The organism is Streptomyces sp. NPDC004065 (assembly GCF_044903565.1).
Lineage (GTDB): Bacteria > Actinomycetota > Actinomycetes > Streptomycetales > Streptomycetaceae > Streptomyces.
In genome coordinates this window covers 17,103-33,726 of the sequence record NZ_JBJDQT010000015.1, presented here as the reverse complement: position 1 = coordinate 33,726, position 16,624 = coordinate 17,103, and the positions used below count along the sequence as shown (strand labels likewise).

Genomic DNA, 16,624 nt, shown 5'->3' with positions numbered 1-16,624 from the left:
GCGTTCCGGCCGCCTCAGCCGAGCCGCGACTCCAGTTCCGCCACGATCTCGTTGACGCCGATCGCCGTCTGCTCGCCGGAGTCCATGTCCTTGAGCTGGACCACGCCCTCGGCGAGGTCGCGCTCACCGGCGACGAGCGTGTACCGGGCGCCGCTGCGGTTGGCGCTCTTCATGGCGCCCTTGAGCCCCTTGTGGCCGTAGGAGAAGTCGGCGGCGATGCCGACCCGGCGCAGTTCCGTGACCTTGCCGAACAGCACCCGCCGCGCCTCCTCGCCGAGCGGGACGGCGAACACGCTGGTGGACGCGGGCAGCCGCAGCTCCACGCCCTCGGCCTCCAGGGCCAGGACGGTGCGGTCCACGCCCAGCGCCCAGCCCACGGACGGCAGCGCGGGGCCGCCGATCATCTCCGACAGCCCGTCGTAACGGCCGCCGCCGCCCACCGCGGACTGCGAGCCCAGGCCGTCGTGGACGAACTCGAAGGTGGTGCGCGTGTAGTAGTCCAGACCGCGCACCAGCCGGGGGTCGTCCTCGAAGGAGACGCCCGCCGTGGTGATCAGCTCGCGGACCTCCTCGTGGTACGCCTTGCAGGCGTCGCACAGGTAGTCGCGCAGCAGCGGGGCGTCCGCGAGCTGCTTCTGGACGTCCGGCCGCTTGTCGTCCAGCACGCGCAGCGGGTTGATCTCCGCCCGGCGCAGGGTGTCCTCGTCCAGGTCCAGGCCGCGCAGGAAGTCCTGCAGCGCGCCGCGGTACACCGGACGGCACTCCTTGTCGCCCAGGCTGTTGAGCAGGATGCGGAAGCCGCTCAGGCCCAGCGAGCGGTACGCCTGGTCGGCCAGGATGATCAGTTCGGCGTCCAGCGCCGGGTCCTCGGCCCCGATCGCCTCCGCGCCCACCTGGGAGAAGTGGCGGTAACGGCCCTTCTGGGGGCGCTCGTAGCGGTAGTAGGAGCCGGAGTACCAGAGCTTGACGGGCAGGTTGCCGGCCTTGTGGAGGTTGGCCTCCAGGGCGGCGCGCAGCACGGAGGCGGTGCCCTCGGGGCGCAGGGCGAGCCGGTCGCCGCCCTTGGTCTCGAAGGCGTACATCTCCTTGGTCACGATGTCCGTGGACTCGCCGACGCCGCGCGCGAACAGCTCCACGTTCTCGAAGCCGGGTGTCTCGATGTATCCGTAGCCGGAGTTGCGCAGCGGGGCGGCGATCGCCTCACGGACCGCCAGGTACTTCGCGGAGTCCGGCGGGATCAGGTCGTACGTGCCCTTGGGGGCCTTGAAGGTGCTCACGGAGTCTCTCGTCACATTCCTCGTCGGGGAGCGGCGTCCGCGTCCGCTCCCGGGCCGGCCGCCACCTGCCGCAGATAGGGGTTGGTGGCGCGCTCCCGGCCGATGGTCGTCTGGGGGCCGTGGCCGGACAGCACCACGGTCGAGTCGTCGAGCGGCAGGCACACGCGGGCCAGCGAGTCGAGCATCTCGGCCATGTCACCGCCGGGCAGGTCGGTGCGTCCGATGGAGCCGGCGAACAGCAGATCCCCGGAGAACAGGACCTGCGGGATGTCCGCGGCCTCGGGCATCCGGAACGTCACCGACCCCTTGGTATGGCCGGGCGCGTGCGCGACGGAGAACTCCAGGCCCGCCAGCTCCAGTCGGGAGCCGTCGGCCAGCTCCCTGACGTCGTCCGGCTCCCCCACGGCCAGCTCGCCCAGCAGGGGCATGCCGATGGAGCGGCCGAGCGCCTTCTCGGGGTCGCTCATCATGTACCGGTCGGCCGGGTGGATCCAGGCCGGTACGTCGTGTGCGCCGCACACCGGGACGACCGAGGCCACATGGTCGATGTGGCCGTGGGTCAGGACGACCGCGACGGGCTTGAGCCGATGCTTCCTCAGCGCTTCCCCGACGCCGTCGGCGGCCTGGTGGCCGGGGTCGATGATCACGCACTCCTCACCGGCGGCGGGGGCGACGAGATAGCAGTTCGTCCCCCAGGCCCCGGCGGGGAACCCGGCAATGAGCACGATCGTCCTTCGTTGTGTCGATACGGGATGACATCGGGCGGCTGCGCCTGCCGTCAGAGCCTACCGGCGCTGCCGGATCCTCAGCGAACCCATATACGGTACGGGGCACACGCAGGCGGCCGGTCCGTTCGACCCGTGCGGGCCGGCCGCACATCAGACGCATGAGGAGAGAACCCGGTGGTCAGCCAGGAGCAGCGGCGGCGTCAGCTCGCCCGGGAGAAGTTCTTGCGGCAGCAGCAGCGGCGCACCGCCGCGCGGCGCAAGGCGCGGATGCGCAACTCCGTGATCGCGTCCGTGCTCGGTGTGGTCGTCATCGGAAGCGTGGCGCTCTACACGACCGGGGTCCTCAAGGACGGCAAGGACGGCAAGGCCAACGCGAGCGCGAAGGTCACCCCCAGCGCCGCCGCCACCAGCAAGGCTCCCGACCCGTGCGCGAAGCCGGCCGCGGGCTCGGTGAAGAAGCTGAGCTGGAAGAACGAGCCGGCGATGAAGATCGACACCTCGGCGAAGTACACCATGAAGCTCGCCACGACGTGCGGTGACATCGACATCGCCCTGAAGACCTCCGCCGCGCCGCACACCGTCAACTCCTTCGACTTCCTGGCCGGTCAGGGCTTCTTCGACCACACCAAGTGCCACCGGCTGACCACCAGCAACATCTATGTGCTGCAGTGCGGCGACCCGACGGCCAGCGGCAGCGGCGGCCCGGGGTACACCATCCCGGACGAGAACCTGAAGGACGCGAGCCTGAAGGGCAACGTGTACCCGGCCGGCACGGTGGCGATGGCGAACACCGGGCAGAAGCACACCGGCGGCAGCCAGTTCTTCCTCGTCTACCAGGACAGCCCGCTGCCGCCCAGCTACACACCGTTCGGCACGATTTCCGCCTCCGGGCTCCAGGTCCTGAAGAAGATCGCCGCGGCGGGCGAGAACACCGGCGGCGGCGACGGAGCGCCCAACGCGACGGTGGTGATCAACAAGGCCTCGGTCACGAAATCCTGACCGTCAACCTGCGAAATTTCGGTCGCGCTGGATGCGGACAGGCAACCCGCCGTTCGCCTATGTTGGCGGTGACGAAACTGTGGACGATGCCCGGGGGAGCTTCGAGGCCCCTCGCAGGCATCATGTGGAGGAGGCGCTGTGAGCAGCGACCCGTGGGGCCGCGTCGACGAGACGGGGACCGTGTACGTGCGTACGGCCGACGGCGAGCAGGTCGTCGGTTCCTGGCAGGCCGGCTCCCCCGAGGAGGCGCTGGCCTACTTCGAGCGCAAGTACGAGGGCCTGGTTGTCGAGATCGGCCTCCTCGAGAAGCGGGTGAAGACGACCGACCTGTCGGCGAAGGACGCCCAGGCCGCCATCGCCCATCTGCGCGAGCAGGTGGACGCGCACCACGCGGTCGGCGACCTGGACGCGCTGCGCGCCCGCCTGGACAAGCTGGTCGAGACCGTGGAGTCGCGGCGCGAGGAGCGCAGGGCCCAGCGTGCCCGGCAGGCGGACGAGGCACGGCACGCCAAGGAGGCGCTGGTCGCCGAGGCGGAGCAGCTCGCCCAGTCCGACCAGTGGCGGGCGGCCGGTGAGCGGCTGCGCGCTCTGGTGGACACCTGGAAGGGGCTGCCGCGCCTGGACCGCAAGTCCGACGACGAGCTGTGGCACCGGTTCTCGCACGCCCGGTCGGCGTTCTCCAAGCGGCGCAAGGCCCACTTCGCGCAGCTCGACGCGCAGCGCGAGGAGGCCCGCAGGACCAAGGAGCGGCTGGTCGCCGAGGCCGAGGCGCTGTCGGGCTCGACGGACTGGGGTCCGACGGCGGCCCGTTACCGCGAGCTGATGGCGGAGTGGAAGGCCGCCGGCCGCGCCCAGCGGGAGCACGAGGACGACCTGTGGAACCGCTTCCGCGGCGCGCAGGACGTGTTCTTCGCCGCCCGCGGCGAGGTGTTCGCCGAGCGGGACGCCGAGCAGGCGGAGAACCTGAAGCTGAAGGAGGAGCTGGCCGAGGAGGCCGAGCGGCTCCTGCCGATCACGGATCTCAAGGCCGCCCGCGCCGCCTTCCGCTCGATCAACGAGCGCTGGGAGGCCATCGGCCATGTGCCGCGGGACGCGCGTGCGCGGGTCGAGGGCCGGATGCACACCGTGGACCGGGCCATCCAGGAGGCCGAGGAGGCCGAGTGGCGCCGGACCAACCCGGAGGCGCGTGCGCGTGCCGAGGGACTGACCGGTCAGCTTCAGGCCGCGGTGGACAAGTTGACGGGCCAGATCGAGCAGGCGCGTGCCCAGGGCAACGCCTCCCGGGCCGACAAGCTCCAGAAGGAGCTGGAGGGCCGGCAGGCACTGCTGGACCAGGCGCTGAAGGGTCTGCAGGAGTTCGGCGGCTGAGGGCCGCGCAGAACGGCGTGGAGGGCCTCCGCACGGTACCTGCGGAGGCCCTCCGGCGTTCGGGCAGACGGCGGGCGTGGCCGGGCGGCGCCACGCGGGGCGGGACACCGCCGTGCGGCCGGGCGGGCGTGGCCGCCGCCGTTACGCGGCCGGACGGCGTGACCAGCCGCCACCACGCGGCGGGGCGGGCATGAGCAGCGGCCGCCACCACGCGGCCGGGCGAGCACGCGTGGCCAGCCGCCGCCGTGCGGCGGGGCGGGCGTGGCCAGCGGCCGCCACCACCACGGGGCAGGGCGAGCACGCGTGGCCAGCCGCCACCACGCGACCGGACGCGCGTGACCGGCCGCCGCCATGCGGCAGGGCGGGCGTCGCCGGGCGGCACGAGGCGGCCAGCCGGGCGTGGCCGGCCGCCATGCGACGGGGCGGCGTCGCCGGGCGGCGCCCGCGGCGGGGCGGGCGTGACCAGCGGCCGCCACCACGCGGCCGGGCGAGCACGCGTGGCCAGTCACCACCACGCGACCGGACGGCGTGACCGGCCGCCGCCATGCGACGGGGCGGCGTCGCCGGGCGGCGCCCGCAGCGGGGCGGGCGTGACCAGCGGCCGCCACCACCACACGGGGCAGGGCGAGCGCGCGTGGCCAGCCGCCACCACGCGACCGGACGCGCGTGACCGACCGCCGCCATGCGGCAGGGCGGCGTCGCCGGGCGGCACGAGGCGGCCAGCCGGGCGTGACCGGCCGCCATGCGGCCGGACCGTGACCGGCCGCCACCACGCGGCCGGGCGAGCGCGCGTGGCCGCCCGCCGTCACGCGGCGGGCGGGACGGGTGCGGGTGTTTCGCGCCCGGTCCGGTCAGGTCCGGCTGCGCGCCGAGGTCACCCGGTACACGTCGTAGACGCCCTCCACGCCGCGCACCGCCTTCAGGACGTGTCCCAGGTGCTTGGGGTCGCCCATCTCGAAGGTGAAGCGCGAGGTGGCGACGCGGTCGCGGGAGGTCTGGACGGCCGCGGACAGGATGTTGACGTGCTGGTCGGACAGCACCCGTGTGACGTCCGACAGCAGCCGGGAGCGGTCCAGGGCCTCGACCTGGATGGCGACCAGGAACACCGAGGACTGCGTGGGCGCCCACTCGACGTCGAGGATCCGCTCGGGCTCCCGCGACAGTGACTCCACGTTGACGCAGTCGCTGCGGTGAACCGATACTCCGCTACCGCGCGTGACGAAGCCGATGATCGGGTCGCCGGGCACCGGGGTGCAGCAGCGGGCCAGCTTGACCCAGACGTCCTCGACGCCCTTGACCACGACGCCCGGGTCGGCGCTGGAGCGGCGCTTGCGGCTGCGTCCGCGCGACGGCGGAACGCTCTCGTCGATCTCCTCGGTGGCCGCCTCCTCGCCGCCGAGCGCCTGGACGAGCTTCTGCACGATGTTCTGCGCGGAGACATGGCCCTCGCCGATGGCCGCGTACAGCGCGGAGATGTCCGAGTAGCGCATCTCGTGCGCCAGGGTGACCAGCGAGTCGCCGGTGAGGATGCGCTGGATCGGCAGGTTCTGCTTGCGCATCGCGCGGACGATGGCGTCCTTGCCCTGCTCGATCGCCTCGTCCCGGCGCTCCTTGGAGAACCAGGCGCGGATCTTGTTGCGGGCGCGCGGCGACTTGACGAAGCCCAGCCAGTCCCGGGACGGGCCGGCGCCGGCCGCCTTGGAGGTGAAGACCTCCACCAGGTCGCCGTTGTCGAGCGTCGACTCCAGCGGCACCAGGCGGCCGTTGACCCGCGCCCCTATCGTGCGGTGGCCGACCTCGGTGTGCACCGCGTAGGCGAAGTCCACCGGGGTCGCGCCCGCCGGCAGCGCTATGACGTCGCCCTTGGGGGTGAAGACGAAGACCTCGTTGCGGGACAGGTCGAAGCGCAGCGACTCCAGGAACTCGCCCGGGTCCTCGGTCTCCTTCTGCCAGTCCAGCAGCTGCCGCAGCCAGGTCATGTCGTTGATGGCGGAGCTGTCCTTGCCGGACCTGCCCGCCGGCTTCGGCGCGTCGGTGCGGACCTTGGAGGCGCCGGCGACGGCGTCCTGCTTGTACTTCCAGTGCGCGGCGATGCCGTACTCGGCGCGGCGGTGCATGTCGAAGGTGCGGATCTGCAGTTCGACCGGCTTGCCGTTGGGACCGATGACCGTCGTGTGCAGCGACTGGTACATGTTGAACTTGGGCATCGCGATGTAGTCCTTGAACCGGCCGGGGACCGGGTTCCATCGCGCGTGCACGGTGCCGAGGGCGGCGTAGCAGTCGCGGACCGTGTCGACGAGGACGCGGATGCCCACCAGGTCGTAGATCTCCGCGAAGTCGCGGCCGCGGACGATCATCTTCTGGTAGACGCTGTAGTAGTGCTTGGGGCGCCCGGTGACGGTCGCCTTGATGCGGGCGGCGCGCAGGTCGGCCTGGACCTCGTCGGTGACGATCGCCAGGTACTCGTCGCGCTTGGGGGCGCGCTCGGCGACCAGGCGGACGATCTCGTCGTACATCTTGGGGTAGAGGATCGCGAAGGCGAGGTCCTCCAGCTCCCACTTGATGGTGTTCATGCCCAGGCGGTGGGCGAGCGGCGCGTAGATCTCCAGGGTCTCGCGCGCCTTCTTCTCCTGCTTCTCCCGCTTGAGGTAGCGCATGGTGCGCATGTTGTGCAGGCGGTCGGCGAGCTTGATGACCAGGACGCGGGGGTCCTTGGCCATGGCGACGACCATCTTGCGCACGGTCTCCGCCTGCGCGGCCTCGCCGAACTTGACCTTGTCCAGTTTGGTGACGCCGTCGACGAGCAGCGCGACGGTGTCGCCGAAGTCGCGGCGGAGCTGGTCGAGGCCGTACTCGGTGTCCTCGACGGTGTCGTGCAGCAGGCCGGCCATCAGGGTGGCCGGGTCCATGCCCAGTTCGGCGAGGATGGTGGTGACCGCGAGCGGATGCGTGATGTACGGGTCGCCGCTCTTGCGCTTCTGGCCCCGGTGCCAGCGCTCGGCGACCTGGTAGGCGCGCTCGATCTGGCGCAGTGTGGCGTTCTCGATCTTGGGGTCGTTGCTGCGGACTATGCGCAGCAGCGGTTCCAGGACCGGGTTGTACGGGTTCGCGCGCTGGACGCCGAGGCGGGCCAGACGGGCGCGGACACGGTTGGAGGAGCCGGAGCGGGCGGGCTGGCCCGCGGCGGTGCGCACCGGGGGGGCCGGCTTGGGACGCGCGGTTTCGGCACTCTTCTCGACGGGCGCGGACTGGGCGTGCTCGACCGTGCCCCGGGTGTCGTTCTTGGCGTGGGACACGCTGGGCGCGGGCTTCGCCGCGGACGCCGAGGCGGGCTCGGGCTTGGCGGCGGTCAGTGGCTGGGCCTCGTCTGGCAAGAGGGCTCCTCGTGCGCGATCCGGGTCCCCCGGTCAGGCTCCGGAGGTCCCATGGTAGCGATCCTGGGCCCCAGGATCGCCTTCAGCCCGATGTGGGGCCGGTACACAGGAGAAACACGGGAGACGGGCGCCGGATTCCTCCGGGCCCGTCTCCGGTACGTCCGTCCCCGCGGACGCCGCTGCGTGCCGCTGCTCGGGCGCCGCGGCGTGCCGGTGCTCAGATCCGGAGCAGGGCCTCCAGCGGGGCTCCGTTCAGGGTCGGCTCCAGGCGGTCGCGGCCGCCGAGGAAGCCCAGTTCCATGAGGACGGCCAGGCCCGCGACCTCGGCGCCGGCCCTGCGGATGAGCTGTATCGAGGCCTCGGCGGTGCCGCCGGTGGCGAGCACGTCGTCGACGACCAGGATGCGGTCCTCGCCGGTCAGGTCCTCGGCGTGCACCTCGATCTCGGCGGAGCCGTACTCCAGGTCGTAGGCCTGGCGCAGGGTGGCCCCGGGGAGCTTGCCCGCCTTGCGCACCGGAATGAAGCCGAGGCCCGCCCGGACGGCGACCGGGGCGCCGAGGATGAAACCGCGGGCCTCCAGACCGACGACCTTGGTCGCCCGGGTGCGCACGGCGATCTCCGCGAGGGCGCCGGTGAGCGCCGTGAACGCCGGCGGGTCCGCCAGGAGCGGGGTGATGTCCTTGAACATCACGCCCGGCTCCGGGTAGTCGGACACGTCACGGATCCGGCTGAGCAGCAGCTCCTGGATGCCGGTCATCCCGGTCACCGGCGCTTGCCCGAGGGGCGGCCGCGGCCCCGGCCGCGGGAGGCGGGCTGGTGGCGCGGGCCGACCACGGCGGGCGCCGCGTCCCCGGGCTCGTCGCCGTACGCGGCGCCCGGGCCCTCCGCCGGCACCGGCTCGCCCTGGCTGCCGGCCTGCGCCCGCTTGGCCAGGACCCGCTTGCGCAGCGCCTTCATCTGCGGCTCGCGCTCCTTGAGGTCGGCGACGAGCGGCGTGGCGATGAAGATCGAGGAGTACGCGCCGGCCGCGAGGCCGACGAACAGCGACAGCGAGATGTCGTTGAGCGTGCCGGCCCCGAGGAAGCCGCCGCCGATGAACAGCAGGCCCGCGACCGGCAGCAGGGCGACCACCGTGGTGTTGATGGAGCGCACCAGGGTGCCGTTGATCGAGCGGTTGGCGATGTCGCTGTAGGTGAAGCGGGTCTGCTTGGTGATGTCCTTCGTCTGCTCCTTGAGGCTGTCGAAGACGACGACCGTGTCGTAGAGCGAGTAACCGAGGATCGTCAGCAGACCGATGACCGTGCCGGGGGTGACCTCGAAGCCGACCAGGGCGTAGATGCCCGTGGTGATCGTGATGTCGTGGATCAGGGCGACCAGCGCGGCGACGGCCATGCGCCACTCGAAGGCGATCGCCAGGTAGATCACGACGAGGATCATGAAGATCGCCAGGCCTTCCCAGGCCTTGTTGGCGATCTGCTCACCCCAGCTCGGACCGACCAGATCGGCGTTGATCTGCTCGGAGCCGACGTTCAGGTCCTTGGCCAGGGTGTCCTTGATGGCGTCGGACTTGCCGGTGTCGATCCCGGCGATCTGGATGCGCAGCGCGCCGGTGCCGAGCTTCTGCACCACGGCGTCATGGCCGGAGGCCTGCTCGGCGTAGGTCTCGGCCTGGGCCACGGAGACGCTGGTCTTCGGGGTGGTGAAGACCGCTCCGCCCTGGAACTCGATGCCCATGTTCAGGCCGCGCACCGCCAGGCCGACGATGGCCGTGATGGTGATCAGGATGGAGATGCCGTACCAGATCTTGCGTTTGCCGACGAAGTCGTAGCTGATCTCGCCGCGGTGCAGTCGAGCGCCGAGGTTGCCGAGTTTCGACATCGCTCAGGCCTCCTTCGGGTCGACAGGGCCGGCGGTCGGACCGGCGGGACGGCGGGTACGGCGCAGCGGCGGCTTGGCGCCCAGGCTCTTCGGGTCGAGCCCGGACCACTTGTGGCCGTTCGCGAAGAACTTGCGGCGGGCGAGGAGCGTCATCAGCGGCTTGGTGAACAGGAAGACGACGACCACGTCCAGCAGGGTGGTCAGGCCGAGCGTGAACGCGAAGCCCTGGACCTTGCCGACGGTCACGATGAACAGGACGGCGGCGGCGAGGAACGACACGAAGTCCGACACCAGGATGGTGCGCCGGGCGCGCGGCCAGGCCCGCTCGACGGCGGGACGCAGCGTGCGGCCCTCGCGGATCTCGTCCCGGATGCGTTCGAAGTAGACGATGAACGAGTCGGCGGTGATGCCGATGGCGACGATGGCGCCGCAGACCGCCGGCAGGTTCAGCGCGAAGTGGATGGTCGGGCCCAGCAGGGCCATGATCACGTAGGTGAGGACCGCGGAGACCGTCAGGGACGCCACGGCCACGAGCGACAGACCGCGGTAGTACACCACCAGGTAGAGGACCACCAGGGCCAGCCCGATCGCGCCGGCGATGAGGCCCGCCTGGAGCTGCTCGCCGCCGAGCGCGGCGGTCACCGTGGTGACGCTGGACTCCTTGAAGGTCAGCGGGAGCGCGCCGTACGACAGCATGTTGGCGAGGCTCTGCGCCTCCTGCTGGGTGAAGCGGCCGGAGATCTCCGCGTTACCGCCGGCGATGGCCGTCTGCACGAACGGGTGCGAGACCACCTGGTCGTCGAGAACGATCGCGAACTCGTTCTGCGGGGTGGTCTTCTGGGACAGCTTGCCGGTGATGTCGGCGAACTTGCTCGAGCCCTTGGAGTTGAAGGTCATCTGGACCTGCCAGCCGCTGGCGCCCTGGGTGTCGAAGACCGCCTGGGCCTTCTTCACGTCCTGGCCGTCGACCGCGACCGGTCCGAGCAGGAACTTGCTCCAGACCTTGTCGTCCTGGCCGCAGGCGACGGTGGGCTCGTCCGGCTTGGCGCCCTTGCCGGCGGAGGCCTGCTCGGCGGGCTTGGTGCAGTCGAGGGCGGCGTAGCGCGCCTGGAGGTCGGCGGAGGCGCTGCTCGCCGAGGGGGAGGGAGTCGCCGACGGCTTGCCGCCCGGGGAGGCGGACGCGCTCGGCGAGGGGCTGGAGCCGGCCTTCAGGGCGTCGGTGACGGCACGGCCCTGCGAGGTCTGCGACGCCTTGGGAGACGCGGTGGCGGGCGAGGACGCCTTCGACTGCGGGGTCGAGCCGGCGGAGGCGCCGGCGCTCGGCTTGGGCGAGGAGCTGCCGCTGGGGGTCGCGCCGGGCGACGGGCTCTGACCGGTGGCGCCGGAGACCTCGCGCTGCAGGACCGGGCGGAAGTACAGCTTGGCGGTGGTGCCGACCTGCTCCTGCGCCTCCTTGGAGTTCGTGCCGCGCGGGATGTTGACGATGATGTTGCGATCGCCCTGGGTCTGGACCTCGGTCTCCGACACGCCCAGACCGTTGACACGGCGGTTCATGATGTCGACCGCGGTGTCCATGTTGGCCTTGTTGATGGCGTTGGGCTGCCCCGGCTGGTTGACCGCCGTCAGCGTGATGCTGGTTCCACCGGCGAGGTCGATACCGAGACGGGGGGTGGTGTGTCCCGAGGCGAACATTCCGCCGGTGAGCGCCACGATGGCGATCAGGATGAGGGCCAGCGAGCGCCCCGGCTTGCTCTGGGCGCTCGCGGTCCGGCCCCTCTTAGGTGCTGCCACCTTCTCGTACTCCCTCTCGGGCCGCTCCGCGCCGGTGGGCGCGGTCGGCCGTGACATGGTGTCGGGCTGTTCCGTGCGGGAAACAGGCACGCCTGGTGGTGCCCGGGGCGGGACTGTGCCGCGCGCGCACCACCGGGGCGTGACTACTTCGCGCCGGAGTCGCCGTCGGTCTTCTTGGGCTCGTCCTGCGCCTTGGCCTCGGTGGCCCCGGTGGCCTCAGGGGCATCGGTGGTCTCGGCCGCACCGGTGCCGTCCTCGGCGTCCTTCTTGCCGAGGTCGATCTTGTCGTCGGAGGCGGCGGCAGCGGCGGAGTCGTCGGTCCCGTCGGTGCCGGTGAGGGAGGAGGCGTCGTCCGGAACGATGTCCGTGTCGGACTTCAGGTCGTGCTCGACGCCGTGGACGATGCGGTTGTACTCGTCGTCGGACAGCACGGTCGCGATCGCGTTCTTGGCGAACAGCAGGTCGACGCCCGGCCCCGCGTCGAGGAGGACCGTGTCGTCGTTGACCTCCTTGACCGTGGCGTACATGCCCCCGATGGTGCGGATTCCGCTGCCGGGCTGCATCTGGTTCCGCATTTCGGCGGCCTGCTGCTGCTTGCGCTTGGCCGACCGGGTCATCAGGAACATGGCCCCGATGAGCACGATGAACGGGAGGAGGGTCACGAGACTCACGGGTCGGTACTTCCTTCACACGACCGCGACGGTGAGCGGCCTGATGGTTGGGGGTATGCGTGCCGTCTGCAAGGGCGGCATCGGCGGAGTCTAAGCGAGTCCGCGCGCAAGGAACAACGCTCAGCATGGCACCTGGGTTCCGCCCCGGGCCAATGGCGCCGCCGTCACGCCCCGAACAAGTCCTGTTGTCCGTTTCCCGTCGCGGCCGGGCGCGGCGGGGTCAGGCCCAGGTGCGCCCAGGCGGCGGGGGTGGCGACCCGTCCGCGCGGGGTGCGGGCGAGCAGGCCCTCCCGGACGAGGAAGGGCTCGGCGACCTCCTCCACCGTCTCACGCTCCTCCCCCACCGCGACGGCGAGCGTCGACAGGCCGACGGGGCCGCCGCCGAACAGCTTCAGCAGCGCCTCCAGGACGGCCCGGTCGAGCCGGTCGAGGCCGCGGGCGTCCACCTCGTAGACCGCGAGGGCGGCCGCGGCGATCTCGCGGGTGACGCGTCCGTCCGCCTTGACCTGCGCGTAGTCGCGGACGCGGCGCAGCAGGCGGTTGGCGATACGGGGGGTGCCGCGGGAGCGGCCGGCGATCTCGGCGGCGCCGTCGGTGTCGATCTCCACGTCGAGCAGGTGCGCCGAGCGGTGCACGACCCGCTCCAGCTCGGCGGGCTCGTAGAACTCCATGTGGGCGGTGAAGCCGAAGCGGTCGCGCAGCGGGGGCGGCAGCAGGCCCGCGCGGGTGGTGGCGCCGACCAGGGTGAAGGGGGGCAGTTCCAGGGGGATGGCGGTGGCGCCGGGGCCCTTGCCGACGATCACGTCGACGCGGAAGTCCTCCATCGCCATGTAGAGCATCTCCTCGGCGGGCCGGGACATGCGGTGGATCTCGTCGAGGAAGAGGACCTCGCCCTCCTGGAGCGAGGAGAGGATGGCCGCGAGGTCGCCGGCGTGCTGGATGGCGGGGCCGGAGGTGATGCGGATGGGGGCGCCCATCTCGGCCGCGATGATCATGGACAGGGTGGTCTTGCCGAGGCCGGGGGCGCCGGACAGCAGCACGTGGTCGGCGGTGGCGCCGCGCGCGCGTGCGGCGCGCAGCACGAGGTCGAGCTGTTCGCGGACCTTCTCCTGGCCGATGAACTCGCCCAGTTCCTTCGGGCGCAGGGCGGCCTCGACGGCCTGGTCCTCGCGGTCGGCGGACGCACCGACGAGCCGCTCCGGGGCGGGGCTGTCGGTGGTGTCGTCCCAGTTCATGGAATGTGCCTCGATCGTCGTGGGGTCAGCGGGCGCGGTTCAGGGTCTGCAGGGCAGCCTTGAGCAGCCGGCCCACTTCCGGGGTGCCGCCGGCCTCCTCGGCCCGCGGGGCGACGGCGGCGACGGCCTCGTCGGCCTCCCGGGTGGCGTAGCCGAGGCCGACGAGGGCCGCGTGCAACTGGTCCTGCCACCCCTGGGCGGCGGGCGCGCCCGCGGCCGGGGCGCCGAGGGGCTCGCCGAGGCGGTCCTTCAGCTCCAGCAGCAGCTTCTGGGCGCCTTTCCTGCCGATGCCGGGCACGGCGGTGAGGGCCTTCTCGTCACCGGTGGCGACGGCGCGGCGCAGTGCGTCCGGGTGGTGCACGGCCAGCATGGCCTGGGCCAGCCGGGGACCGACTCCGCTGGCCGTCTGGAGCAGTTCGAAGGTCTGACGCTCGTCGTCGTCGGCGAAGCCGTACAGGGTGAGGGAGTCCTCGCGGACGACGAGTGAGGTGTGCAGCCTGGCGGGCTGCCCGACGCGGAGCGTGGACAGCGTGTTCGGCGTGCACTGGACGGCCATGCCGACGCCGCCGACCTCGACGACGGCCGCGTCGGGGGCGAGTGCGGCGACCGTGCCGCTGACGAAGGCGATCATGCCGTACGGCCTTTCGATGCGTTGACGGTGTGGCGGGCGACCGCCTGCTGGAGCCGGTTCTGGGCGGGGGCGCGCCAGATGTGGCAGATGGCGAGTGCGAGGGCGTCGGCGGCGTCGGCCGGCTTCGGCGGTGCGCCGAGCCGGAGCAGCCGGGTGACCATGGCCCCGACCTGGGCCTTGTCGGCGCGACCGCTGCCGGTGACGGCGGCCTTGACCTCACTGGGGGTGTGCAGCGCGACCGGGATGCCGCGACGGGCGGCGCACAGCATGGCGACGGCGCTGGCCTGGGCGGTACCCATGACGGTGCGCACGTTGTGCTGGCTGAAGACGCGCTCGACGGCCACGAACTCCGGACGGTGCTCGTCCAGCCACTGCTCGACGCCCTGCTCGACGGCGAGGAGGCGGTGGCTGAGATCGGCGTCCACGGGCGTGCGGACGACGCCCACTCCCAGCATGGCCAGCGGGCGGCCCGCGACGCCTTCGACCACGCCGACACCGCACCGCGTGAGCCCGGGGTCCACACCCAGTACGCGCATCTCGCTCCGCCACCCCCACTGTGCCGACTCGGGCCTTCCGGGTCGCTGGTGTGCCAGGTTATGCGGCGGCACCGACAACGCGTCCTCGCCCCCGGCCCAGCTGATCACGCCCAGGTAAAGGATCACAACGTATCAGGCGAGGATGACCGGGAAAGTCGGGGAATGCCCGGTATGCACAGCGGATTCTCGATTGCCTCCGGCGCTTGATCACTTATAGGTTCCCGAACTGCCGTACGAGAGACCGTCGTTCGGCCGATCCCGGACAGCGTTCGGGTCGATCAGTGACAACAGAACAAGAGAATCGGGGAACCCATGCGCTCGATGGCGAAGATCGCCGTGACCGCGTCCGTGCTGCTGGCCGGTGTGGCCGTCGCGACTCCCGCGCAGGCCGCCACGTCCGCGTCCGGCCTGACGAAGGGCCGCAGCGGCTGCTTCAACTACTCGTACGGCGACGGCATTTCGACCACGACCGTGTACTTCCACAACATCTGCGACCACAAGGCGACGATCAACATCTGGTGGAAGGACGGCAAGGTGGAGTACATGAAGGCCGCGACCGTCAAGGCCGACGGCAAGGGCCACCTGAAGCACACCGGCTCCGTCAAGTCGATCGACGGCTGATCCACGCCGCCTGACCGACGGCTGATCCACGCAGCCTGAACGACGGATGGCCCGCCGAAGAGCTTTCGGCGGGCCATTCGGCTTGCTCAGGCGTCGACCTTCTCCATGATCTCGTCGCTGACGTCGAAGTTGGCGAACACGTTCTGCACGTCGTCGCTGTCCTCGAGCGCGTCGATCAGCTTGAAGATCTTCTTGGCGCCCTCCTCGTCCAGCTCGACCTGCATGGTCGGGACGAAGTTGGCCTCGGCGGAGTCGTAGTCGATACCCGCCTCCTGGAGCGCGGTGCGCACCGCGACCAGGTCGGTGGCCTCGCTGATCACCTCGAAGGACTCGCCGAGGTCGTTGACCTCCTCGGCGCCGGCGTCCAGTACGGCGGCCAGCACGTCGTCCTCGGTCAGCTCGCCCTTGGGGACGATCACCACGCCCTTGCGGTTGAACAGGTACGACACCGAGCCCGGGTCGGCCATCGAGCCGCCGTTGCGGGTCATGGCCACGCGGACCTCGCTGGCGGCGCGGTTGCGGTTGTCGGTGAGGCACTCGATGAGCACCGCGACGCCGTTCGGCCCGTAGCCCTCGTACATGATCGTCTCGTAGTCGGCGCCGCCGGCCTCGAGGCCGCCGCCGCGCTTGATCGCCGAGTCGATGTTCTTGTTCGGGACGGACTGCTTCTTGGCCTTCTGGACGGCGTCGTAGAGCGTCGGGTTGCCGTCGAGGTCGACGCCGCCCATGCGGGCCGCGACCTCGATGTTCTTGATCAGCTTCGCGAAGAGCTTGCCGCGCTTGGCATCGATCACGGCCTTCTTGTGCTTCGTCGTGGCCCATTTAGAGTGGCCGGACATCTGCCTGTCTCCTTCGCGTAACCCATCTCTGCAACGAACGCAGGAATCCTACAAGGACTCCGCCGCCCGGTCGGCGCGCACCATGTCCACGAACAGGGCGTGCACGCGGTGGTCGCCGGTCAGCTCCGGGTGGAACGACGTGGCGAGCGCGTTGCCCTGGCGGACGGCGACGATGTGGCCCTCGTGCTCGGCGAGCACCTCGGTCCCGGCGCCGGCGGACTCGACCCAGGGGGCGCGGATGAAGACGCCCTCCACAGGATCGCCCTCGACGCCGGCCACGTCGACCGCTGCCTCGAAGGACTCGTTCTGCCGTCCGAACGCGTTGCGGCGCACGATCATGTCGATGCCGCCGATGGTCTCCTGACCCGAGCGCGGGTCGAGGATCTTGTCGGCCAGCATGATCATGCCCGCGCAGGTGCCGTAGACGGGCATGCCCTCGCGTACCCGCGCGCGCAGCGGGTCCATCACTCCGAAGAGGACGGCGAGCTTGGAGATGGTGGTGGACTCGCCGCCCGGGAGGACGAGGCCGTCGACCTCGGCGAGCTCTTCGGGGCGCCGCACCGGCCTGGCCACGGCGTCGGCCGCGGCCAGGGCGATGAGGTGCTCCCGTACGTCGCCCTGGAGTGCCAGGACGCCAATGACGGGTGCGTCAGTCATGTTTGTGGTGTGGTTCCTG

The 16,624-nt window shown here is 71.3% G+C and carries 15 protein-coding genes; 3 read left to right on the top strand and 12 right to left on the bottom strand.

Features of this window, described 5'->3' with window-relative positions; translation table 11 throughout:
• Nucleotides 1-14: 14 nt before the first annotated feature.
• Nucleotides 15-1,277, bottom strand: a complete 1,263-nt coding sequence (hisS, locus tag ACI2LW_RS17660; protein ID WP_404732102.1) for a histidine--tRNA ligase — start codon at nucleotides 1,275-1,277, stop codon at nucleotides 15-17.
• 11 nt (nucleotides 1,278-1,288) lie between these two features.
• Nucleotides 1,289-2,002 carry an MBL fold metallo-hydrolase gene (locus tag ACI2LW_RS17655; protein WP_404732101.1) on the bottom strand — a complete coding sequence of 238 codons (714 nt, stop codon included), beginning with the start codon at nucleotides 2,000-2,002 and terminating at the stop codon, nucleotides 1,289-1,291.
• A gap of 177 nt (nucleotides 2,003-2,179) precedes the next feature.
• Here ACI2LW_RS17655 and ACI2LW_RS17650 point away from each other — a divergent pair, with 177 nt between their 5' ends.
• A complete protein-coding gene (locus tag ACI2LW_RS17650) occupies nucleotides 2,180-3,004 on the top strand; it encodes a peptidylprolyl isomerase (protein WP_404732100.1) in 825 nt (274 codons plus the stop codon).
• A gap of 138 nt (nucleotides 3,005-3,142) precedes the next feature.
• Nucleotides 3,143-4,372: a DUF349 domain-containing protein gene (locus tag ACI2LW_RS17645; RefSeq protein WP_404732099.1), complete on the top strand. Its 1,230-nt coding sequence runs from the start codon at nucleotides 3,143-3,145 to the stop codon at nucleotides 4,370-4,372.
• Nucleotides 4,373-5,223: 851 nt separating this feature from the next.
• On the opposite strand, the gene ACI2LW_RS17640 is transcribed toward ACI2LW_RS17645, so the two are convergent.
• The 8 genes from ACI2LW_RS17640 to ruvC all read right to left on the bottom strand — a co-directional run bounded on the left by ACI2LW_RS17640 (nucleotide 5,224) and on the right by ruvC (nucleotide 14,488).
• Entirely contained in the window at nucleotides 5,224-7,746 is a 2,523-nt protein-coding gene (locus ACI2LW_RS17640) for a RelA/SpoT family protein (RefSeq protein ID WP_404732098.1), read from the bottom strand.
• Between the two features lie 217 nt (nucleotides 7,747-7,963).
• Nucleotides 7,964-8,503, bottom strand: coding sequence for an adenine phosphoribosyltransferase (locus ACI2LW_RS17635; protein ID WP_404732097.1), 540 nt, complete (start codon nucleotides 8,501-8,503; stop codon nucleotides 7,964-7,966).
• Nucleotides 8,504-8,508: 5 nt separating this feature from the next.
• The gene (gene secF, locus ACI2LW_RS17630; protein ID WP_404732096.1) at nucleotides 8,509-9,624 is read right to left on the bottom strand and encodes a protein translocase subunit SecF; all 1,116 of its coding nucleotides are present in this window, start codon (nucleotides 9,622-9,624) and stop codon (nucleotides 8,509-8,511) included.
• Nucleotides 9,625-9,627: 3 nt separating this feature from the next.
• Complete coding sequence (gene secD, locus ACI2LW_RS17625; protein WP_404732207.1) at nucleotides 9,628-11,415, bottom strand: protein translocase subunit SecD; 1,788 nt, start codon at nucleotides 11,413-11,415, stop codon at nucleotides 9,628-9,630.
• Between the two features lie 143 nt (nucleotides 11,416-11,558).
• Nucleotides 11,559-12,086 (bottom strand): preprotein translocase subunit YajC, encoded by a 528-nt coding sequence (gene yajC / locus ACI2LW_RS17620; protein WP_404732095.1) that lies wholly within the window; start codon nucleotides 12,084-12,086, stop codon nucleotides 11,559-11,561.
• A gap of 164 nt (nucleotides 12,087-12,250) precedes the next feature.
• Nucleotides 12,251-13,321, bottom strand: a complete 1,071-nt coding sequence (gene ruvB, locus ACI2LW_RS17615; protein WP_404732094.1) for a Holliday junction branch migration DNA helicase RuvB — start codon at nucleotides 13,319-13,321, stop codon at nucleotides 12,251-12,253.
• A 25-nt stretch (nucleotides 13,322-13,346) separates the two neighbouring features.
• Nucleotides 13,347-13,952: a Holliday junction branch migration protein RuvA gene (ruvA, locus tag ACI2LW_RS17610; RefSeq protein WP_404732093.1), complete on the bottom strand. Its 606-nt coding sequence runs from the start codon at nucleotides 13,950-13,952 to the stop codon at nucleotides 13,347-13,349.
• Nucleotides 13,949-14,488, bottom strand: a complete 540-nt coding sequence (gene ruvC / locus ACI2LW_RS17605) for a crossover junction endodeoxyribonuclease RuvC (RefSeq protein WP_404732092.1) — start codon at nucleotides 14,486-14,488, stop codon at nucleotides 13,949-13,951. Before ruvC ends, ruvA begins: the two co-directional genes overlap by 4 nt.
• A gap of 312 nt (nucleotides 14,489-14,800) precedes the next feature.
• Here ruvC and ACI2LW_RS17600 point away from each other — a divergent pair, with 312 nt between their 5' ends.
• Entirely contained in the window at nucleotides 14,801-15,109 is a 309-nt protein-coding gene (locus tag ACI2LW_RS17600) for a hypothetical protein (RefSeq protein ID WP_404732091.1), read from the top strand.
• Between the two features lie 86 nt (nucleotides 15,110-15,195).
• Here the strand turns inward: ACI2LW_RS17600 and ACI2LW_RS17595 are convergent, their stop codons facing one another.
• A complete protein-coding gene (locus ACI2LW_RS17595) occupies nucleotides 15,196-15,948 on the bottom strand; it encodes a YebC/PmpR family DNA-binding transcriptional regulator (RefSeq protein WP_404732090.1) in 753 nt (250 codons plus the stop codon).
• Nucleotides 15,949-15,996: 48 nt separating this feature from the next.
• Nucleotides 15,997-16,605 carry a pyridoxal 5'-phosphate synthase glutaminase subunit PdxT gene (pdxT, locus tag ACI2LW_RS17590; protein WP_404732089.1) on the bottom strand — a complete coding sequence of 203 codons (609 nt, stop codon included), beginning with the start codon at nucleotides 16,603-16,605 and terminating at the stop codon, nucleotides 15,997-15,999.
• Nucleotides 16,606-16,624: the final 19 nt, after the last annotated feature.